Annotated in this window: 19 protein-coding genes; 10 read left to right on the top strand and 9 right to left on the bottom strand. The window is 61.0% G+C overall.

Going from position 1 to position 19,908, the window contains the following annotated elements; translation table 11 throughout:
- Position 1: 1 nt before the first annotated feature.
- Together LOX95_RS07350 and LOX95_RS07345 are read right to left on the bottom strand one after the other, a co-directional pair.
- Positions 2-364, bottom strand: coding sequence for a hypothetical protein (locus LOX95_RS07350; RefSeq protein ID WP_242913825.1), 363 nt, complete (start codon positions 362-364; stop codon positions 2-4).
- Between the two features lie 98 nt (positions 365-462).
- The gene (locus LOX95_RS07345; protein ID WP_242913824.1) at positions 463-960 is read right to left on the bottom strand and encodes a hypothetical protein; all 498 of its coding nucleotides are present in this window, start codon (positions 958-960) and stop codon (positions 463-465) included.
- Positions 961-1,187: 227 nt separating this feature from the next.
- On the opposite strand from LOX95_RS07345, the gene arr reads away from it, so the two are divergent.
- The 9 genes from arr to LOX95_RS07300 all read left to right on the top strand — a co-directional run bounded on the left by arr (position 1,188) and on the right by LOX95_RS07300 (position 9,563).
- Positions 1,188-1,607 (top strand): NAD(+)--rifampin ADP-ribosyltransferase, encoded by a 420-nt coding sequence (arr, locus tag LOX95_RS07340; RefSeq protein ID WP_242913823.1) that lies wholly within the window; start codon positions 1,188-1,190, stop codon positions 1,605-1,607.
- Positions 1,608-1,673: 66 nt separating this feature from the next.
- On the top strand, positions 1,674-2,207 hold the full coding sequence (locus LOX95_RS07335; RefSeq protein WP_242913822.1) for a PH domain-containing protein: 534 nt from the start codon (positions 1,674-1,676) through the stop codon (positions 2,205-2,207).
- 159 nt (positions 2,208-2,366) lie between these two features.
- On the top strand, positions 2,367-2,864 hold the full coding sequence (locus LOX95_RS07330; protein ID WP_242913821.1) for a GAF domain-containing protein: 498 nt from the start codon (positions 2,367-2,369) through the stop codon (positions 2,862-2,864).
- A 259-nt stretch (positions 2,865-3,123) separates the two neighbouring features.
- Positions 3,124-3,978, top strand: coding sequence for a class I SAM-dependent methyltransferase (locus tag LOX95_RS07325; protein ID WP_242913820.1), 855 nt, complete (start codon positions 3,124-3,126; stop codon positions 3,976-3,978).
- Positions 3,979-4,001: 23 nt separating this feature from the next.
- Positions 4,002-4,892, top strand: a complete 891-nt coding sequence (locus LOX95_RS07320; RefSeq protein ID WP_242913819.1) for an ROK family protein — start codon at positions 4,002-4,004, stop codon at positions 4,890-4,892.
- 45 nt (positions 4,893-4,937) lie between these two features.
- Positions 4,938-5,756 (top strand): HpcH/HpaI aldolase/citrate lyase family protein, encoded by an 819-nt coding sequence (locus tag LOX95_RS07315; protein WP_242913818.1) that lies wholly within the window; start codon positions 4,938-4,940, stop codon positions 5,754-5,756.
- 63 nt (positions 5,757-5,819) lie between these two features.
- Entirely contained in the window at positions 5,820-7,886 is a 2,067-nt protein-coding gene (locus tag LOX95_RS07310; protein WP_242913817.1) for a capsular polysaccharide biosynthesis protein, read from the top strand.
- 128 nt (positions 7,887-8,014) lie between these two features.
- Positions 8,015-9,157, top strand: coding sequence for a beta-ketoacyl-ACP synthase III (locus LOX95_RS07305; RefSeq protein WP_242913816.1), 1,143 nt, complete (start codon positions 8,015-8,017; stop codon positions 9,155-9,157).
- A gap of 121 nt (positions 9,158-9,278) precedes the next feature.
- Complete coding sequence (locus LOX95_RS07300; RefSeq protein WP_242913815.1) at positions 9,279-9,563, top strand: hypothetical protein; 285 nt, start codon at positions 9,279-9,281, stop codon at positions 9,561-9,563.
- 80 nt (positions 9,564-9,643) lie between these two features.
- Here LOX95_RS07300 and LOX95_RS07295 read toward each other — a convergent pair whose 3' ends face one another.
- The 5 genes from LOX95_RS07295 to LOX95_RS07275 form a co-directional block, all read right to left on the bottom strand.
- On the bottom strand, positions 9,644-10,177 hold the full coding sequence (locus tag LOX95_RS07295) for a porin family protein (protein WP_242913814.1): 534 nt from the start codon (positions 10,175-10,177) through the stop codon (positions 9,644-9,646).
- 122 nt (positions 10,178-10,299) lie between these two features.
- Positions 10,300-10,851: a porin family protein gene (locus LOX95_RS07290; protein ID WP_242913813.1), complete on the bottom strand. Its 552-nt coding sequence runs from the start codon at positions 10,849-10,851 to the stop codon at positions 10,300-10,302.
- A 221-nt stretch (positions 10,852-11,072) separates the two neighbouring features.
- On the bottom strand, positions 11,073-13,763 hold the full coding sequence (gene ppdK, locus LOX95_RS07285; RefSeq protein ID WP_242913812.1) for a pyruvate, phosphate dikinase: 2,691 nt from the start codon (positions 13,761-13,763) through the stop codon (positions 11,073-11,075).
- Positions 13,764-13,998: 235 nt separating this feature from the next.
- Positions 13,999-16,248 (bottom strand): glycine--tRNA ligase subunit beta, encoded by a 2,250-nt coding sequence (gene glyS, locus LOX95_RS07280; RefSeq protein WP_242913811.1) that lies wholly within the window; start codon positions 16,246-16,248, stop codon positions 13,999-14,001.
- 2 nt (positions 16,249-16,250) lie between these two features.
- Positions 16,251-17,165, bottom strand: coding sequence for a glycine--tRNA ligase subunit alpha (locus LOX95_RS07275; RefSeq protein ID WP_242913810.1), 915 nt, complete (start codon positions 17,163-17,165; stop codon positions 16,251-16,253).
- Positions 17,166-17,284: 119 nt separating this feature from the next.
- On the opposite strand from LOX95_RS07275, the gene LOX95_RS07270 reads away from it, so the two are divergent.
- Entirely contained in the window at positions 17,285-18,034 is a 750-nt protein-coding gene (locus LOX95_RS07270; RefSeq protein WP_242913809.1) for a polysaccharide deacetylase family protein, read from the top strand.
- On the opposite strand, the gene LOX95_RS07265 is transcribed toward LOX95_RS07270, so the two are convergent.
- Both LOX95_RS07265 and LOX95_RS07260 read right to left on the bottom strand, forming a co-directional pair.
- Positions 17,968-18,936: a hypothetical protein gene (locus LOX95_RS07265; protein WP_242913808.1), complete on the bottom strand. Its 969-nt coding sequence runs from the start codon at positions 18,934-18,936 to the stop codon at positions 17,968-17,970. The two genes, LOX95_RS07270 and LOX95_RS07265, sit on opposite strands and share 67 nt — an antisense overlap.
- 65 nt (positions 18,937-19,001) lie before the next feature.
- Entirely contained in the window at positions 19,002-19,883 is an 882-nt protein-coding gene (locus LOX95_RS07260; protein WP_242913807.1) for a 4-(cytidine 5'-diphospho)-2-C-methyl-D-erythritol kinase, read from the bottom strand.
- Between the last annotated feature and the right edge of the window lie 25 nt (positions 19,884-19,908).

Below are 19,908 nucleotides of genomic sequence, written 5' to 3'. Positions count from 1 at the left end.
ATCAATCAGGGCGCTTGAAAGGAGGGCTTTCATATTCACGCGCCGTGTCAGGTTCGGCAACTCCCGCAGGAGAAGGCTCGGTACCGGCCGCCTCTTCGATCTTCTTGATCTGGGTGGCGTCATCGTCCGGTTCGGGCGGGGAATAGTTTTCACCCGGAATCGCTACCGGCTTTGCGCTAATGTTTACCTGACCAACACCGCGCGTTTGATCGCCGGGTTCTCCGTTCACAAGCGTGTTGGTCCCGATCTTGGTGGGTTGGTTGTTGCCATCCACCAGAACGTCTTTTGCGTCTCCGGTCGAATGATCGACCTTACCCGGTACGTGCGAATCGGCATCCCTTGAATCTTTGCCGGTAGCGGACATGACATGCTCCTTTTCAAGAGTAATGCGCCGCGGGCGTTAGACGTTCCTAATGTCCCGCGTTGGATCGATCGAGGACACCTGACGGCCCGCATCATCGACTAGGGCGTGATAGCCGCATCCTTTATACAGGATACTGCCTTTCGCAGTTCGCGTGACTGGCTTTCTCTATCGCCGAACAAGGCGATAGCCGGATCAATATCGACCGCAATCTTTGCAGTCGCTTCTCCTGCGCGTCCCACACAGTTCCAGACCAGTTTCGCGCCCTGTTCCTCGACCCAGATGACAACAGGTGCCCCCGCATTTGGGGCATCCTTATCCAGTCGTTCTGCGACGCACGACGCATAGGGGCCAGCTTCCACACAGGACTGTAGTGACGAGCGCGAGAGTTCCAGCGGCCGGTCAAAATACGCTTCGTGACTGACCATGAAGGCACTGAGGGCTGCACTACGTGCCCGCGCTTCGGCAGAAGCGCCTACGATCAGGATGTTATAGGTCGGGGGGATAGAGGCCTGGGCCGACTGGAAGGTGCAGCCGAGCGCGACGGCGACCAATGCTGCCCACGATGCTTTGCGACGTCTGCCTGAAATCAGTGACATCAGTTCGTATCCCGAGGCTCACTCGCGAGGTCCGCATTCGAGCCAGCAGGCAACTTATATAACGACGTTACAGATCATCAAAGTGGGAGAGAGACGCGGCAAAACACGTGGTGCGTAGGGCTGCTCGCTGCCTCTGCATGGAAATGGGTATGAATGCGAGTGTTTCAAGAACTGTTCAAAACCCCAATTTTTTGACTGACTGAGGGTATTAACGGGGAGGATCAACCATGACCGACGCAGCTGCGACACCTTTCAAACAGGCCTTCTTTCATGGGACACGGGCCGGTCTGAAGGCCGGTGATCTTATGGTTGCGGGACAGCAATCCAACTACGGCGACCGTCACCATGCAGGCTGGATCTATTTTACCGCGACACTGGACGCGGCAATCTGGGGCGCGGAACTGGCGCAAGGCGATCTGCCCGCCCGCATCTATGTCGTAGAGCCCACCGGCGAATGGGAGAACGATCCGAACCTAACCGACCAGAAATTTCCCGGCAACCCCAGTCAGTCCTTCCGATCACGAGAGGGCCTGCGGGTCATCGGTGAAGTCGTGGGATGGAGCGGCCATCCGCAAGACCAAGTGGCCGCGATGCAGGCCCACCTGATCGAACTGGAGAAGGCCGGAATACGGGCGATGGACGACTGAGCCCAATGGTCAGTTGCGGCACCCGGTTGGATATGTTCCCTTCATCGGGATTTTCGGAGGGGAATTTTGACCACAGTTCCGGCAAACGCCACCAGAGCCCACTTCAGCCACAAGCTGAAGGTCTATTTCTTTTTCTACGGTGCCTTGTCGCTGGCCATCACCATTATCGGCATCGTCCTGTTGCCGATCTGGGCACTGGTCGGTGTGTGGTGGGCCAAGCGATACTATCGCGGCCTGCGGCTCTATGTCACCGACCGTAGTATCGTGATTGCCAAGGGGGTCTTCTTCAAACAAGAGCTGACCATTCCGCTGGACAAGATCCAGGACATTTCGATCCGCGAAGGGCCGCTGCTGGCGAAATTCGGCCTGCTGGGCCTGCGTATCGAAACGGCGGGGCAACGCAACGCCACCACCGGCAAGTCGGAAGCCGACCTTATTGGCGTGGAAAACGCCCGACAGGTCCGCGACCTCATCCTTGAGCGCCGTGATACTCTGGCTGCCCAAGAGCGGCCCCAGCCTATACCGAACAATGACAGCGCCCTGACGCTGTTGTTGGATATCCGCGACAGCCTGCACCGCATCGAGAGCAAGCTGGGCTAAGGCCCCTCAACCAATACCCAAAGGCCCGACCGTCTAACGACAGTCGGGCCTTTTCATTGATAGTCACGCGCCACTCTCTTCGATCAAAAGCGCAGCCGTGCGGTTTCGCTTGATGTCCCCACTGCCTATGTTGGGACCTCAACCGACTAGAAATGCCCAATGTCCTATATTGCCCGTGATGATCGCCCCGCCGACAAGGCCGAACGCTATGCCGAAGTCGAGGCCGAAATCCTCGCCGTACTGGATGGCGAAGCTAACCTGACAGCCAAGATGGCGACCGTATCGTCTATGCTTTCGGACGCGTTTGGAGCCTTCTTCTGGACGGGCTTCTATGTAGTCGATCCTTTGAAGGACGATGAACTGGTCGTCGGCCCGTATCAGGGCACGCTGGGTTGTCTTCGTATCCCGTTTACGCGCGGCGTTTGCGGCGCAGCGGCGCTACAGGGCAAGACCCAACTGGTCGAGGACGTCCACGCCTTTGAAGGCCACATCGCCTGCGACAGCCGTTCACAGAGCGAAATAGTGGTGCCTGTTTTCGATGCCGAAAATAAGTTGATTGCTGTGCTGGATGTCGACGCAACCGAGAAAGCCGCATTTGATGCCACTGACCGGGAATGGCTTGAGCGCCTGATGGCCAAGGTTTTCGCGGGCACCTGAGTTCTCGTCCTCAGCACACACGACATAACTAACATAATTCGTCGAACGTCGGATTATTAAGTTTGATCGATGTAAACAGGCCCATTACGGTCCAGCTTGATTCAAAGCTTGGGCTTAATGGGAACTCATAACCTGCGCGATTAAAGATCAATCACTGTTCATCCCCCTGATTGAAGACAATCATCCTGCGGGCCGCTCCTACAATGGCGTATTCCATCCCGCCAAACGGTGCTCGTGCTGCGGCTACGTCAGGTTCGAAGTGCCCAGCGCCGAAGACCTTGATCAGTTCTACAATCACGAATACCCGCAGGCCTCGGCATTCTGGTACAATGTCGAAACCGACTATGCGCCCTGGAAAACAGAGGTCCGGTCCAGCCGCGTTATCGATATCCTCAATACATACGGGATTGAGCGCGGAGCCAGTGTCCACGAGTTCGGCTGCGCCTTTGGCGGCACAGTCCATGCACTGAACCAAAAGGGTTATGACGCAAGCGGTACAGAGCTGAACCGCGAAGCTGTCGAAAAGGGCCGCGCGAACGGGAACGACAAAATCTTCGCCCAGAGCGCCCTAGACTATCTCGATGGTCTGCCTGAGAAGCCGAAGGCCATCTATTCCTACCACGCTCTTGAGCACTTCACCGATCCGTTCGCCTTCCTGCGTGACCTGCGCGAGCGTCTGGACCCGAACGGTATTATCATTTCGTTCCTGCCGAACTCGGCTGCCTTGTTCGCATTGGTCTACGGCTACACTCGGTATGTGTGGTTCAATTATCCCGAGCACATCCACATGTTCTCGCCCGGCTCAGCGGCCGCGCTGGCAGAGGTGACAGGCTTCGATCTGTTGTCGGTCTTTACGTCCGAGTTCGGGATCGAGCCGGAAGCTACGGCCAAGGCCACCGACACAGGGTCTCCCGCCTCCGCCCTCTTGAAGGCCCAGTCCCGCGAGCATTTTGGCGAAGAACTGGTTATCGTCATGACCCCGCGCGGCAGCACCCTGACAACCCAGCACCGGATCAAACACCGCGAGGCACTGATTCACTCGTTGAAGCAGTCTTTTGTCGAGACGGACGCGCTGGACTTGATGGTCGGAGAATTGTCCAATCCCTGGGCCTAAACTATGCTCGGGGAAATGATTGTATGCGTATCGGGGTTGATTTCGGCGGCACCAAGATCGAGGCGGCAGCCATAGATGATGCAGGTGGTTTTGCCGCCCGCGTCCGACGCCCCAACCCCGGCAGTTATGATAGCGCGCTGGCTGTCGTTTCAGAATTGGTCGCCGAGGTTGAAGGGAGCGTCGGCGCGACAAGGGCTATCGGAATCGCAATCCCCGGTTCGCCCTCGCCGCTGACGGGCCTGATCCGTAACGCCAACAGCCAGTATCTGAATGGCCGCCCGTTTCAGGCTGACTTGCAACAGGATCTAGGGCGACCGGTCCGACTGGCCAATGATGCCAACTGTCTTGCCCTTTCTGAAGCGGTGGACGGCGCGGGCGAAGGCCACGCTTCTGTCTATGCTGTTATACTCGGAACGGGATGCGGTGCTGGTCTGGTGATCGACGGGCAACTGGTTGAGGGTCGTCACGGCGTTGCCGCCGAAATGGGTCACAATCCCCTGCCATGGGCGACCATTGATGAAGTGCCCGGCCCCGCATGCTGGTGTGGGCAATCGAACTGTCTGGAGACGTGGATTTCCGGCAGCGGCTTCGCCCGCGCCCACCATACCGCGACAGGCCGCGACTGGACCTGCGAACAGATTGTCGAGGCCATGCGCGCAGGCGATGCCCAAGCCATTGAACAGGTGAACCTGCTACGCGACCGCGTGGCCCGCGCATTGGCCAGTGTAGTCAATCTGGTCGATCCCGAAATCATCGTGCTGGGCGGTGGGTTGTCGAACATCCCCGAGCTTTACGAAGGCTTGGACAAAGCCATCGCTGCCCGCGTCTTTTCGGACATCTGGAACGCCGCCGTCGTGCCCGCCCGCTGGGGCGACAGCTCCGGCGTGCGCGGCGCGGCGAGACTTTGGGAATAGCGCTCGCTATTGTCGGGCGAACCTGATTTTTCCAGCGAGTCGTCGATGAAAGTCCGCAGCGTCCTCTACCTGCCTGCCAGCAATGCCCGCGCCATTGAAAAGGCGCGCACGTTGGATTGCGACGTCGCCGTGCTGGACCTTGAGGATGCTGTCGCCCCCGAAGCCAAGATCGAGGCGCGCAGCGCCGCCGTCGAGGCCGCCAAGGCGGGTGGCTTCAAGCCGAAACTGGCCGTGCGCATCAATGCACTGGATACGGAATGGGCCGAGGGCGATCTTCAGGCCCTGAAAGATGCACCCGTCGATCTGGTCGTCGCACCCAAGATCGAGAACGAGCAGCAGATTAAGGCCATCAGCGACATCCTGCGCCTCGACCAACGCCTGTGGGCCATGATCGAGACGCCCGCAGCCCTGATCGACCTGAAGGACATTGCCTCGGCGGGTGGTGTGCTGTCGGGTCTGATGCTGGGCGTCAACGATCTGGCGAAAGAGCTGAAGACGGGCTCGAGCCCCGATCGTGAACCATTCAAGCCATGGCTGGCCTCTGTTGTCGCGCATGCACGCGCTAACAATCTGGTCGCTATCGACGGCGTCTTCAACCGCATCAAGGATGAGGACGGATTTGCCGCCGAGGCCGCGCAAGGTCGGCTATATGGCTTTGACGGAAAGAGCCTGATCCACCCGTCCCAGATCGCGCCCGCCAATGCCGCCTTTGGTCCCTCGCCCGCGGAGGTGGAATGGGCGCAGAAGGTGGTCTCCGCCTTTACCGCGCCAGAGGCCGAAGGGCTGGGCGTCATCCGCGTCGAGGGCGAGATGGTCGAGCGTCTGCATCTGGAACAGGCCCGGCAACTGCTCGCTGACCTCTGATTGCCCACAGGTCGCCGCTGGCACCATCTGGCGCACGCCCCTAGCCCCGCCTAGACATAACCCATGATCGAAAACGCCCCCGCATCCACAACGCGCCGCCAGACGGCATGGGTCTGTGCGCCGGGGGTGTTGAAGGTGCCGCATCTGGCAACCTTCCTTGCCGACTATGAGATCCGCAAACTGCCGTCCGCCGATGTGGATGTAGTGATCGGCTGGGGGATGAAGCCGTCCGCCAACGTCGGGCGCAAATGGGCGGTCAAGAACAACAAGCCTTATGTCGCCCTGGAAGACGGCTTTCTGCGTTCCGTCGGTCTGGGCGAGAGCGGTGCCACCAGCCTCAGCGTCGTCGTCGATGATCTCGGCATCTATTACGATGCCACCCGCCCCAGCCGTCTGGAAGCCCTGATCGAGACCGCGCCCCAGTGGTGCGACGGAACCATGGCTGCCCGCGCCCGGGCCTTGGCCGATCGCATGGTCGAGAGCCGTATCTCCAAAACCAATATGGGCGAGCCGCTGGACGTATTCGTGCTGGAAAATCGCCCCCGCGTGCTGGTGGTGGACCAGACCTATGGTGATGCCTCCATCGCCTATGGCCTCGCCAGCGAAGCGCGCTTCGCCGAGATGCTGGACGCTGCACGTGCGGAAAATCCGGACGCGCAGATCATCGTCAAGCGCCATCCTGCTGTAGCTGCGGGCCGCAAACAGGGCTGCATCCCCGCCGACAAGCTGTCAGGTACGACGCTAATCGACACCGATGTGCGCCCCGCTGAACTGCTCGACGCCGTTGATGCCGTTTACGTCGTGACCTCGGCGCTGGGGTTCGAAGCCCTGTTGCGCGGTAAGCGCGTCACATGTTTCGGTGCGCCCTTCTATTCCGGCTGGGGCCTGACACAGGACAAGGTACTTACAGGCCGCCGTGGCCAGCCGCGTACCGTCGAGCAAGTCGTGGCCGCAGCCGTGATCCGCTACACCCGCTATGTCGATCCGGTGACGGGCCAGCCGTGCGAGGCCGAGGCTGCGCTGGAACGTCTGATCAGCCTTCGCGACCGTGCAGACCGCCTGTCGGGCCACTGGTCCGCCGTCGGCTTTGCACCCGCCAAACGCCCGCCGGTGCGACGCCTGCTAAACAGCCCCAAGGGCACCGTCCGCTATTTCTGGCGCTCCAGTTCGGCCCTCGCCGATGCCCGCGCCAATAACGGCAAGCTGATCTGGTGGGCCGGCAAGGAGAACCCGATCATCCGCGCCGCCGCAGACGCCTATGACGGACCGACCGTGTGTATGGAGGACGGCTTCATCCGCTCGCGGGGGCTGGGATCGGACTTCTTCGGGGCACTGTCGGTCGCTCTGGATGACCAGGGCGTCTATTACGACCCGCGCAGCCGCAGCCGTCTGGAAACCTTCATCGCCACCAATCAACTGACCCCGCGCCAGTTGGAGCGCGCCCGCTGCCTACGCGAAAAAGTCGTCGGTGCGGGCCTGTCGAAGTACAATATCAAAGGCAGCGCCCTTCCCGACCACTGGCCGGGGGACAAACCGATCCTGCTGGTCGTCGGGCAGGTCGAGAACGACAAGTCCATCCTGACCGGCTGCGGCGATATCCGCACCAACTCCGGCCTGGTCGAGGCGGCGCGTGCGGACTATCCCGACCACTTCCTGATCTATCGCAACCATCCGGATGTGACGTCGGGCAACCGCCCCGGTCTGCTGGACGCCCATGCGATGGCCGAGGTCGATGCTGTGGCCGATGATATGGACATCATCGACCTGCTGAACGCCTGTGATCGCTTGGCGACCCTGACGTCTCTGTCCGGTTTCGAGGCCCTGATGCGCGGCAAGGCCGTCAGCGTCTATGGCCGCCCCTTCTATGCCGGATGGGGACTGACCGAGGACCGCATGACGTTCGAGCGGCGCGGTCGTCAGATCACGCTGGATGAACTGATGCACGCCGCCCTGATCGACTATCCGGTCTATGTCACGCCCGATGGCTGGCCGTGCGAGGCAGAAGATCTGGTGAACATCCTGATCGCCGCCCGCGATACGCCCCTGCCCGCTCCGCCGCGTGGCCGTATCCGACGTTGGTGGCGCGGTATCAAAGCAAGTCTCGACCGCAGCCCTCCGCCGTCTTATTGATAGACTCAAACATTTAGAAACGCCTGCTCGCCTGACGGTCAGAAGTTCGCCGCAAACACCCGACATGACTGGGATAAGGTCATCCGGCCCCACGCGAACCGCGCCAGCGAGCGCGAGGAAGATACAAAGTGCATAAAGCCGTCATCGCCGCCACCGGCCTCTACACCCCCGAACAGTCGATCTCGAACGACGAGCTGGTCGCGGCCTACAACACCTGGGTCGATCAGTGGAACGCGGCCAATGCCGCCGCTATCGACGCCGGTGAGATCGAGCCGAAATCGCACTCTTCCAGCGCCTTCATCGAAAAAGCTTCGGGCATCAAGAGCCGCTTCGTGATGGACAAGGAAGGCATCCTTGACCCGTCGCGCATGGCCCCGCGCATTCCGGCCCGCAGCAACGACGAAATCTCCATCCTCGCCGAAATGGCCGTTCGCGCCGCTGAAGATGCTATTGCCAAGTGGGGCAAGCCCGTCAGCGAGATCGGTGCCGTCATCTGCGCCGCTTCCAACATGCAGCGCGCCTATCCGGCGATGGCCATCGAAGTGCAGCAGGCGCTGGGCATCGAGGGCTTTGCCTTTGATATGAACGTGGCATGCTCCTCGGCCACCTTTGGCATCAAGACCGCGGCTGACCTCGTCGCCAACAGCGACAAGGCCATCCTGATGGTGAACCCCGAGGTCTGCTCGGCCCACCTGAACTTCAAGGATCGCGACAGCCACTTCATCTTTGGTGACGTGGCCACCGCCGTCATCATCGAGAACGAAGCCAACGCCGGTCCGGGCGGCTGGAACATTCTGGGCACCAGCCTGCAGACTCAGTTCTCGAATGCCATACGCAACAATTTCGGCTTCCTGAACCGTACCCACCTGCCGACCGATACTGCCGAGCCGATCCCGTCCGACGGCCTGACCGACAAGCTGTTCGTCCAGCAGGGCCGCAAGGTGTTCAAGGAAGTGGTGCCCATGGTCTCGGAGATGATTGTCGAGCAAGCCAATGCTCTCGGCATCGATCCCCACAGCCTGAAGCGCCTGTGGCTGCACCAGGCCAACATCAACATGAATCACCTGATCGGTAAGCGCGTGCTGGGCCGTGAACCCACCGCCGAAGAGAATGTGATCATCCTCGACGAGTACGCAAACACCTCTTCCGCAGGGTCAATAATTGCGTTCCATCTGCACAACGATGGTTTCGAAGTTGGGGATAAGGGCCTGATCTGCAGCTTTGGCGCTGGCTATTCGGCTGGTACCGTAGTTGTTGAAAAGCGAGAATAAACGCACCGCCTAAGCCTAAGGCATTAGGCATTAGGCATTAGGCATTAGGCAGCGCTTGCACTGTTCGGTTTTTTTTGCAATCCCTATGGGACTGGAAATTTATCGGGGTTGAGATCCGGTAATGACTTCGACTGAGAAAAACATTTCGCCTTGGGCGGAAAAACTGAATGATCCGCTGGCACACGACATTGCCACGGTGCTTCACCGCATGGGCGGTTCCGCCCATCAGGACATGGTCATCAACTGTGTTGCGGCCATGAAGCGTCAGCGCGGTGAATCCGTTACTCAGGACCTCAAGTCCAAGATCATCGAAGTGTTCGAACGCTATCGCGACTTCTTCATCCGTCCGTTCGGCGAAGGCTCGCTGCGCTGGGCGATTGCACCGGAAGTCCTGCACACCGCCTGATCCCTTCCCAGTACCAACATGCAAAAAGGCCCGCCTTTTCCCAAGGCGGGCCTTTCGCATTTCTAGACCGTTAGACGATCTTAGAAGCGACGGACGTACGAGACGCTGTAAGCGTCGGCGCTGTCACGGTCGCCCTTGTACTCGCGACGGGTCCAGTCAGCACGAATACCGTTGTCAGCGTTCATCTTGAACTCTGCGCCTGCACCGTACGACCAGTGATCACCACCCTCGTCGGTCGTTTGACCGGCGATGGTGCGCTTCATTTCAGTGTGGCCGTAGCCACCGCGAGCGAAGACTTCGAAGTTTTCGCCGACCGGAACCTTGCCAACGACGTAGCCGGCAGCGTCCCACTCGTGCTCCAGCGTGCCGTCAACGCCGGCGATCTGGAAGTCCTTGTCCTTGACGCCGATACCGACTTCCGACTCCAGAGCCAGATAGCGGTTCAGTTCGACACCCATACGGCCCTGAACAGCACCGGTGTAGCTGTCTTCAAGGTAGCTGTAGCCCAGCGTGCCGTAGCCACGGGCGTTGTCCATGCTCCAGGCCGATTGAGCCAGAGCCGGGGTTGCCATCATAGCGGCAGCAGCAGCTGCCATGATCATCATCTTACGCATGATATTACTCCTAATGGTGGGCGGGCGCGTGTCCCCACGCTGCCCTGCCCTGATCCGTCATTGGGGGAGGAAGGATCAGCCCGCGGACAGATCCACGCGGGCTGATATTTAGGTCTGCCGTCTTAGAAACGACGGACGTACGACAGCGAGTACACATCGACTTCGCCAGCATCGCTGTCGGTGAAGTCACGACGGGTCCAGTCACCACGGACGCCATTCTCGGCGTCGAAGTAGAAGTTGGCACCGGCACCGTAGTTCCAGCTGGTGCCATCAGCTTCACGCGACAGACCACCGGCTTCTGCCTTGATCTTGGTCGTGCCGTAACCACCGCGGGCGAACAGTTCGAACTGGTCGTTAATCGGCAGGGTACCTACGACATAGGCGGCAGCATCGTACTCGTGCTTGATCGAGCCATCGACGGTGCCGATGCGGAAATCGTCGTCTTTGACGCCGACCGAGACTTCGCCCTCAACACCGAAGTTCGGGTTGAACTTGGCACCGAAGCGGCCCGTGATCGCGCCGAGGTCGCCATCGGACTGATCGAGTTGCGAATAGCCGAGGTTACCGTAATAGACCGGGCCTTGCTGGAATGCAGCCGGTGAGGTTTGAGCAACGGCGGCACCACCAAAAGCAACAGCAGCAACAGCGCCAGCAGCGATAACAAACTTACGCATATTAACTTCTCCTTGCTGGAGTTAAACTCAAAGCGAACACGCCTTGCGTCCCAGCTCGGATAACAAAACGGGTCTCCGGATTTACCGTTCCCGCATTGGTTACATCGAAGTCATCAGTGTGGACTTAGAAACACACACGACGTTCGGCCAATAATGGCGGATTTTGGCATTAAAAAAGGCGACCACTCGGGTCGCCTTCTTATTAATACTTGTGACCGAATTTAGCGATCTTTCTCGCGGGCAATGCCGGACTTGGCCACAAGGGCTGCCTGCGCGGCCGCCAGCCGGGCGATCGGCACGCGGTACGGCGAGCAGGACACATAGTCCAGACCGACTTCTTCACAGAAGGCGATCGAGGCCGGATCACCGCCGTGTTCGCCACAAATACCCATCTTCATGCCCGGACGCTGTTTGTGGCCGCGTTCCTCGGCGATGCGGATCAGGTCACCCACGCCGTTCTGGTCGAGGCGGACGAACGGATCGTTTTCGAAGATGCCGCGATCCAGATAGGCCTGCAGGAAGTGGCCGGAGTCGTCACGGCTGATGCCGAAGGTGGTCTGGGTCAGGTCGTTGGTGCCGAACGAGAAGAACTCGGCGTGCTCGGCCAGATCGGCAGCGCGCAGAGCTGCACGCGGCAACTCGACCATGGTGCCGACCAGATATTCGACGCTGTCGCCCTTGTCCTCGAACACGGCCTTGGCCGTGCGGTCGGTCAGTTCGCGCAGGTACTTCATCTCAAGGCCCAGCGCGACCAGAGGGTGCATGATCTCTGGGATCGGAGCCTCGCCGGTGGTCTTCTTGACCTCCAGAGCGGCTTCTAGCACGGCGCGGACCTGCATCTCGTAGATTTCAGGATAGGCAACGCCCAGACGGCAACCACGGTGGCCCAGCATCGGGTTGGTTTCATGCAGTTCCTTGGCGCGGCGCTTCAGCTTGTCGGCGTCCAGACCTTGGGTCGAGGCCAGTGCATCCATCTCCGCCTCGGTGTGCGGGATGAACTCGTGCAGCGGCGGGTCAAGCAGACGAACCGTTACCGGCAGGCCCGACATGATGGTGAACAGTTCCACGAAGTCAGACTTCTGGAACGGCGCGATCTTGGCCAGAGCGGCACGGCGGCCTGCCTCGTCGTCAGCGAGGATCATCTCGCGCACGGCGGCGATGCGGGTCTCGTCAAAGAACATGTGCTCGGTGCGGCACAGGCCAATGCCCTCGGCACCGAAACCGCGTGCGGTCTTGGCATCAAGCGGGGTCTCGGCGTTGGCGCGGACCTTCAGGCGGCGGACATCGTCGGCCCAGGCCATGAGGGTCTGGAAGTCGCCCGTCAGTTCCGGCTCGATCATCGGCACGGCACCGTCAAGGACTTCGCCCTTGCCGCCGTCGATGGTGATGACTTCGCCCGCCTTGAAGGTGCGGCCACGCACGGTGAAGGTGCCCGACTTGTCGTCGATGCGGATTTCGCCCGCACCCGAGACGCACGGACGGCCCATGCCGCGTGCAACGACAGCCGCGTGCGAGGTCATGCCACCGCGAGCGGTGACGATGCCGCGTGCCGCGTGCATGCCGTGGATGTCTTCCGGCGAGGTTTCTTCGCGCACCAGAATGACGGCGTCGCCGTTCTGGGCGGCGCGTTCGGCTTCGTCGGCGTCGAATACGATCTTGCCCGTGGCCGCGCCCGGCGAGGCCGGCAGGCCCTTGGCCACGACGTTGCGCTCGGCCTTCGGGTCAATGGTCGGGTGCAGAAGCTGGTCCAGTGCCGCAGGCTCGACGCGCGAGACGGCTTCCTCGGCCGAGATCACGCCTTCGTTGGCCAGTTCAACGGCGATCTTGAGCGCCGACTTGGCGGTACGCTTGCCGTTACGGGTTTGCAGCATCCACAGGCGGCCCTGCTCGACCGTGAACTCGATGTCCTGCATGTCGCGGTAGTGGCTTTCCAGACGGCCCACCACGTCGACAAACTGTTCGAAGACCACCGGCATGGCTTCTTCCATCGAAGGGGCGGTTTCGCCCATCTCTTCGCGGCCAGCCTTGGTCAGCGATTGCGGCGTGCGGATACCGGCCACCACGTCTTCGCCCTGTGCGTTGATCAGGAACTCGCCGTACAGCTTGTTCTCGCCGGTCGACGGGTTGCGGGTGAAGGCAACGCCCGTAGCCGAGGTCTCGCCCATGTTACCGAAGACCATCGACTGGACGTTCACAGCCGTGCCCCAGCTTTCCGGAATGTCGTGCATGCGGCGATAGAATTTCGCGCGGTCGTTCATCCACGACTCGAACACGGCACCAACAGCGCCCCACAGTTGGGCGTGCGGATCCTGCGGGAAGGCCTTGCCCAGCTCGCGCTCGACCAGTGCCTTATAGTCGGCAACGACCTTTTCCCAGTTCTCGGCGGTCAGTTCGGTATCGACCGACACGCCCAGACGGTCTTTGTGCTGATCCAGCACTTCTTCAAAGTGGTCGTGGCCGAGGCCCAGCACCACATTGGAATACATGGTGATGAAGCGGCGGTAGGAATCGTAGGCAAAGCGGCGGTCACCCGACAGCTTGGCCAGACCTTCGACGGTTTCGTCGTTCAGGCCGAGGTTCAGCACGGTGTCCATCATGCCCGGCATCGAGGCACGCGCGCCCGAGCGGACCGAGACCAGCAGCGGGTTCTCGACCGAACCGAAGGTCTTGCCGACCACGCCCTCAACCTTGGCGAGGGCTTCCTTGACCTGTGCTTCGAGGTCCGCCGGATAGCTCTCACCATTGGCGTAGTAATAGGTGCAGACTTCCGTGGTGATGGTGAAACCCGGAGGGACTGGCAGTCCCAGCGAGGACATCTCGGCGAGGTTTGCACCCTTGCCGCCGAGGAGGTTCTTCATCGAAGCGTCGCCGTCGGCAGAGCCGCCACCGAAACCGTACACCCACTTGGTCATATTCACGTTCCTGAGCCGTGGTCGTCTCACGGGATTATAGGGGAATCCCGTGTTTCGAGCGCCTCTCTATCGCGCTGCACCTGCGAAGGCCACCACCATCCGGTCACAATCCGTGATCGGATGTAGCAAAAGGTCATTTTTTCTCGATGCAGGCACTAAAAGAGCCCCGAACGCAAAACGGCACCCCTAAGGGTGCCGTTCCGAGTGTGAAGCTTGTGTGACACTGATAGCCGGCTTAGCCGGCGATCTGTCCAAAGTCGGCCACACGACCCATGACTTCGCGAACCTGAACCAGCAGCTTGAGCCGGTTGTCGCGTTCTTCTGCCACGTCCGAGTTGACCATGACGCCATTGAAGAAGGCATCAACCGGAGCACGAAGCGCGGCCAGTGCCGTCATGGCGGCGGCGAAGTCTTCGGTTTCCAGCGCCATGTTCACAGCGGCATCTGCCGTTGCGGTGGCGTTGGCGAGGGCGACTTCCTCGGTTGGCTGGTTGGCCATCGAGGTCGAGACCTCGCCAGACGGCAGAGCGCCCTTCTTCTCCTCGGCCTTGAGGATGTTGGACGCGCGCTTGTAACCGGCCAGAAGGTTGGCACCGTCGTCGGTGGCGAGGAAGCCCGACAGGGCCTCGACGCGCGACACGATACGCACCAGATCATCGTCGCCCAGTGCGAACACGGCGGCCACGAGGTCGTGACGCTGACCTTGGTCGCGCAGCAGGACGGTCAGACGATCAGCGAAGAAGGCGAGCAAAGAAGGGACAACGATCTCTCCTCCCAAATACTCGCGCTGATCCTCAATGCTAACGCTCCCTAACTCAGCGGTTTCCTTGTCGAGGATACCGTAGAGTATGAAACGATCCTTAGACACGAATGGTTTGATGTCGATTTTGTTGACATCAAAAATCTTCTCTCCCTCTTGGATGTGTGTGAAGCCCGACTTCTGAGCACCAACAGCTATCGCCGCGAGACCGTTCAAAATGGCAGTCATCAGAGGCATTCGGACGTCGCTTGCCTCTACGAGCCTAATCGTACCAAGAGCCGCACGGCGCAGGGCGTACGGGTCTTTCGAGCCGGTCGGCTTTTCATCGATAGCGAAGAAACCAACTAGAGTGTCGATCTTGTCCGCCAGAGCAATAGCGACCGTCAGCGGTGCGGTCGGCACGCTGTCGGACGGACCTTGCGGTTTGTAGTGGTCGCGGATGGCGTCGGCGATGGCGTCCGGCTGGCCAGCGAGGCGGGCATAGTAGCCGCCCATAATGCCTTGCAGTTCCGGGAACTCGCCCACCATGCCCGAGGCCAGATCAGCCTTGGACAGACGGGCGGCCTTTTCGGCCTCGGCGGCATCGGCACCGACCAGCGGGGCGATCTCGGCGGCCAGTTTGGCGATGCGCTCGACGCGCTCGGCCATCGTGCCCAGCTTGGCGTGGAAGGTGACGCCCGAGAGCTTTTCGTTCCACTTGTCGAAGCCGACCTTCTGGTCCTCTTCCCAGAAGAAGCGGGCGTCGTTCAGACGGGCAGACAGCACCTTGGTGTTACCTGCGGCCAGAGCCTTGCCTCGATCGGCAGCCTCGACGTTGGCGACGACGACATAGTGCGGAGCCAGACCCTCTGCGCCCGGTTGGCTGACGGCGAAATACTTCTGGTGCACCTTCATCGACAGGCGCACGACTTCCGGCGGCAGGGCGAGGAACTGCGGGTCCATGTCACCAAGGATCGGCGTCGGCCATTCAGCCAGACCGGCCACCTCGTCCAGCAGGCCGATATCATCGACCAGTTCCAGACCCTTGGCGGCGCAAACAGCCTTGGCACCGTCCAGCACCTTGGCCTTGCGGTCCTCGAACGACAGGACGACGAAATTGCGTTCCAGCTTGGTGCGGTAGTCGGCGAAGTCTGTGACTTCGAACGGCTGGCCCGCCCCCATGAAGCGGTGGCCTTCGGTCACGTTCGAGGCAACGATCTTCTTGCCCTCACCACCGATGGTGCTTCCGAGGTCCAGCGCATAGGGGATCACCGCGCCGTCAAACAGGGCGATGATGCGGTGGATCGGACGCACCCAGCGGAAGCTGCCCGAGCCCCAGCGCTGGGACTTCGGCCACGACATGGTGTGGAAGATGTGGTCCAGAGTTTCGGCAACGACCTCGGTCGTGGCGCGGCCCTTTTGCGAGACTTGCGCGTAATAGACGCCATCCCGCTCGACCAGTTGGTCCTGCGTCAGGCCGGTCTTGCGCAGGAAGCCTTCCAGCGCCTGAGCCGGAGCCGAGGTTTTCGGACCCTTCAGCTCTTCGTTCAGGTCCGGCGTCGCGGCAGGCAGGCCTTCAACCACCAGCGTCAGGCGGCGCGGGCCGCCATAGGTGGTCAGGCTTTCCCACGTCAGGCCGGCCTTCTTGAAGGCGTCGGACGCCATGCGCTCCAGATCACGCGCACCGCCTTGTTGCATGCGGGCGGGGATTTCTTCCGAGAAGATTTCAATAAGAAGCTGGGACATGATCAGGCGTTTTTCGCTTCGGCAGCCGCTTCCTCGCGGCGCTCTTGTTCGACTTGGGCGGTGGCGCAGGCCTTACACAGGTCGCGGATGCGGCCGATGTAGGACTGGCGCTCGGCCACGGCGATGGCACCGCGTGCGTCCATCAGATTGAACAGGTGCGAGGCTTTCAGAACCTGATCATAGGCTGGCAGGACCAGCGGCTGGCCTTGCGGGCCGGTCATGGACAGAAGGCGCGAGGCCTCGGCTTCCATATCCTCGAAGCGGCGCTTCAGGCCCGCCACGTCATAGCCGTGGAAGTTGGCTTCCGACTGCTGGCGCTCGTTCTCGAGGAAGACTTCGCCGTAGGTCAGGCCTTCCTTGTTGAACTTCAGGTCATAGACGTTGTCGACGCCCTGAACATACATAGCCAGACGTTCCAGACCGTAGGTCAGCTCGCCCGAAACCACATCGACTTCAATGCCGCCCACGCCTTGGAAATAGGTGAACTGGGTGACTTCCATACCGTCACACCAGACTTCCCAGCCCAGCCCCCACGCGCCGACGGTCGGGTTTTCCCAGTCGTCTTCGACGAAGCGGATGTCATGCAGGCTCGGGTCGATGCCGATGGCCTTCAGGCTGTTCAGATACAGCTCCTGAAGGTTGTCAGGGTTCGGCTTCAGGATGACCTGATACTGGTAATAGTGCTGCAGGCGGTTCGGGTTTTCACCGTAGCGGCCATCACCCGGACGACGCGACGGCTGAACATAGGCAGCCTTCCACGGCTTCTTACCCAGAGCACGCAGGACCGTCGAAGGGTGCAGCGTTCCTGCGCCCACCTCGATGTCATAGGGCTGCAGGATAGCACAGCCTTGCTCGCTCCAATAAGCGTGAAGGGTCAGGATCAGGTCCTGAAACGAAAGAGGTTCAGTTGCGGCCACGGGTCGACATTCAGTCCGATTTCGGGAGGCGCGGACCATAAGCCGCTCGTCCGTGCGCGGCAAGGCAACCAACCCCCTTCATTTGTCAGCAATCAGCTTTGCCGTAAAGAAACGTCGTTATGCACGAACTCATCGATCCTATTCGTCGCCGCGCCGCCCGCATTTTGGGTACCCAGCCTGTACCTGTGGGGATCGAGGGCGGCGTTTTCAGCATCAGCTTCGACGATTTTCCCAAGAGCGCATGGGAGGTGGCGGGGCCGATCCTGAAAGATCACGGCGTATTGGCCACCTATTTCGTCGCGGGCGGGCTGTGCGATGCCGAGAATATCGGCAAGCGCCAGTTCTCGGTCGAGGACCTTCTGGCTTTGCATGCAGCCGGCCACGAGGTCGGGTGTCACACCTTCGATCACGTCAGCGCCCTCAGGATCAGCCCGCAGGCGCTGGACGCCCAAATCAGCCGCAACGCGCAATGGGTGGCTGAGCGGTTGGACGGTTATCGCATGACCCAGTTCGCTTGGCCGTTCGGGGATGTTGCCCTGTCAGCTAAAGCCGTGGTCGCGCGACATTTCGAACGCTCGCGCGGGGTGCGTGACGGCGTGAACCTCGGGAAGGCGGACCGCAACAACCTGCAAGCTATCGGTTTGGAAAGCCGTCGCCTGCCCCACTACGATCTCGAAGGCCAGATGGCTCGCACGGCGCAAAACAATGGCTGGCTGATCGCCTATGGCCATGATGTCGAGCGTGAGCCGTCGCCGTATGGATGCACGCCGCAGGACCTGTTGCGGGTGATTACGCTGGCGCGTCAGGCAGGGCTGGCGATTGCGACGGTTTCTTCGGCCTGTTCGATGATGGCGGCAGCGCGCGCCTGACGTGCCCTCTCCGACGCGGCCCACTTCAATAGGGCACGGCGCGGCCAGACCATAAGCCAGGAGCGGGGCGTGTACTCACCCGCCTCGATCAAGGCGCGGCGGGTCGGGGAAGTCGCCCCTGCCCGCTGTGTGTGGATTTCGCCCGGCCCCTGATGGATCATGAAGGCCCCGTTTTTCAGAGGCGTTTCGCGCAGATAGGCCAGACGCGGGCTGATCTTGCTGAGCGGCGGATCATAAAACCAGCTCGAACCAATCCCCCCCACCAGCCCGGGGTATTTCTCGAGAATGCCCGCCATAGCGAGCCATGCGCGGTCCCAGCCTTCGGCAGTAAAATCGGCGGTGTCCCGGCTTTCGGTATGGACTTCCAGCCACGTGCCCCAGCCCTTGGCCAGCACCCAGCGGAACGGCGGCGATATACCCAGGCCAGCGCGTGAATGGCGCAGCGCCTGCCCCGGACCCACAGGCGACGAAAGATCGATCAGGTGGGTGCGGGTGGCCGGAACACTGAGCCCCATAGCGAAGCGCACATCCTTGGCCCAATGGTCGGGATCATACGCCCCCTCGCCCTCGCTCAACTCGCCCGACAAACGGTCCAGCCAGTAGGGATAGGCGTCAAAGACCTCGGCAGGCAGGTTGTAGGCCGCGATCCGCCGCGGAAGCTCCAGACACCATGTCGCGATAATCCCGCGCCGAAGATGGCCCGTGGCCTCGTCATCAGGCGTCGTGCCGATAACCTCGTTGACCTTCTTTGCGCAAAGCTCGAAGTCCCAATGGGGTGCCGCAGTCACACTGTTGATGACAGCGTCCGGCAGCAATGCCTCCAGTCGCAGACGGTCTTCCGTCGGCAGCGAGGCCAGCGTCAGATGGAAACCATCAGTCTGTTTTGGGCTCAGGACCAGCATGGCACTGGGATAACACTACGATGTCACGAAGCCGTTAATCGCTAGCCATAATGGATTTTAACGGTTTATCCGAGGACCAGAGCCGGAGCGCCCAGTACCGTCGGACGTACCCACCAGCCGTCACGTTCCAGCGCAAAGGCCGCATCCAGCGCGGCGGCTTGATCCTCGAACAGTCCAAAGACCGTGGCCCCCGAACCGGACATCCGGACCATGCGGCAGGTCTCAAGATCCGAGAGCGCTTCAATCACCGATCCAATGGCCGGAGTTTCCGAAAGGGCGGGAGCTTCCAGATCGTTGCGCTGCTCCGCGAGCCACGCAATAACATCTACCGACGATGTCGAGGCTGGTGGTTGCGGTCGATCGGCGCGTCCCGAGGGATTGCGGTCAAAGGCGCGGTACACTGCCCCCGTGGGGGACGGCAGGCCCGGGTTCACCAGAACCGCATGCAGAGCCGGCAGATCGGCGGGTTCCAGCACCTCGCCCACGCCGGAAGCATAGGCAGGTTGGGCGCGATAGCACATGGGGCCGTCTGCACCGACGCTGCGGGCTACCCGTTCCAGCACCTCATCACCCAACCCTAGTTCCAGCAGCATATTGGCCGCACGAAGCGCCGCTCCGGCATCGGACGAACCACCGCCCAATCCCGCAGCCACGGGCAAGCGTTTATCCAGCGTCATCGCCAACGGCAGGTCATCGCGGCCCAGATGCGATGCCAGCGCCAGCAGAGCGCGAACCACCAGATTGTCCGCATCCTCGCCGATGCCCTGTGCGAAGGGCCCCACGACTTCGAAGCTAAAGCTTGGCGCATGCGAGACCGTGATACGGTCACCGACATCGGCAAAGGCTACCAGACTATCGAGGGGATGATAGCCGTCAGCCATCACCGGCGCGACGTGCAGATACAGATTGACCTTGGCGGGGGCCAACAGGGTCAGGGTGTCAGTCATCGGCGGCGTTCAGTCTCAGGTCTGG

The sequence above is a fragment of the Brevundimonas pishanensis genome, assembly GCF_022750635.1.
Taxonomy (GTDB): domain Bacteria; phylum Pseudomonadota; class Alphaproteobacteria; order Caulobacterales; family Caulobacteraceae; genus Brevundimonas; species Brevundimonas pishanensis.
This window is presented reverse-complemented; position numbering and strand designations above follow the sequence as displayed.

Bases quoted from the DNA above. Each gene is read 5' to 3' on its own strand.
- LOX95_RS07350 (WP_242913825.1), bottom strand. From the start codon at position 364: ATGTCCGCTACCGGCAAAGATTCAAGGGATGCCGATTCGCACGTACCG.
- LOX95_RS07345 (WP_242913824.1), bottom strand. From the start codon at position 960: ATGTCACTGATTTCAGGCAGACGTCGCAAAGCATCGTGGGCAGCATTG.
- arr (WP_242913823.1), top strand. From the start codon at position 1,188: ATGACCGACGCAGCTGCGACACCTTTCAAACAGGCCTTCTTTCATGGG.
- LOX95_RS07330 (WP_242913821.1), top strand. From the start codon at position 2,367: ATGTCCTATATTGCCCGTGATGATCGCCCCGCCGACAAGGCCGAACGC.
- LOX95_RS07320 (WP_242913819.1), top strand. From the start codon at position 4,002: ATGCGTATCGGGGTTGATTTCGGCGGCACCAAGATCGAGGCGGCAGCC.
- LOX95_RS07315 (WP_242913818.1), top strand. From the start codon at position 4,938: ATGAAAGTCCGCAGCGTCCTCTACCTGCCTGCCAGCAATGCCCGCGCC.
- LOX95_RS07310 (WP_242913817.1), top strand. From the start codon at position 5,820: ATGATCGAAAACGCCCCCGCATCCACAACGCGCCGCCAGACGGCATGG.
- LOX95_RS07300 (WP_242913815.1), top strand. From the start codon at position 9,279: ATGACTTCGACTGAGAAAAACATTTCGCCTTGGGCGGAAAAACTGAAT.
- LOX95_RS07295 (WP_242913814.1), bottom strand. From the start codon at position 10,177: ATGCGTAAGATGATGATCATGGCAGCTGCTGCTGCCGCTATGATGGCA.
- LOX95_RS07290 (WP_242913813.1), bottom strand. From the start codon at position 10,851: ATGCGTAAGTTTGTTATCGCTGCTGGCGCTGTTGCTGCTGTTGCTTTT.
- ppdK (WP_242913812.1), bottom strand. From the start codon at position 13,763: ATGACCAAGTGGGTGTACGGTTTCGGTGGCGGCTCTGCCGACGGCGAC.
- glyS (WP_242913811.1), bottom strand. From the start codon at position 16,248: ATGTCCCAGCTTCTTATTGAAATCTTCTCGGAAGAAATCCCCGCCCGC.
- LOX95_RS07270 (WP_242913809.1), top strand. From the start codon at position 17,285: ATGCACGAACTCATCGATCCTATTCGTCGCCGCGCCGCCCGCATTTTG.
- LOX95_RS07265 (WP_242913808.1), bottom strand. From the start codon at position 18,936: ATGCTGGTCCTGAGCCCAAAACAGACTGATGGTTTCCATCTGACGCTG.
- LOX95_RS07260 (WP_242913807.1), bottom strand. From the start codon at position 19,883: ATGACTGACACCCTGACCCTGTTGGCCCCCGCCAAGGTCAATCTGTAT.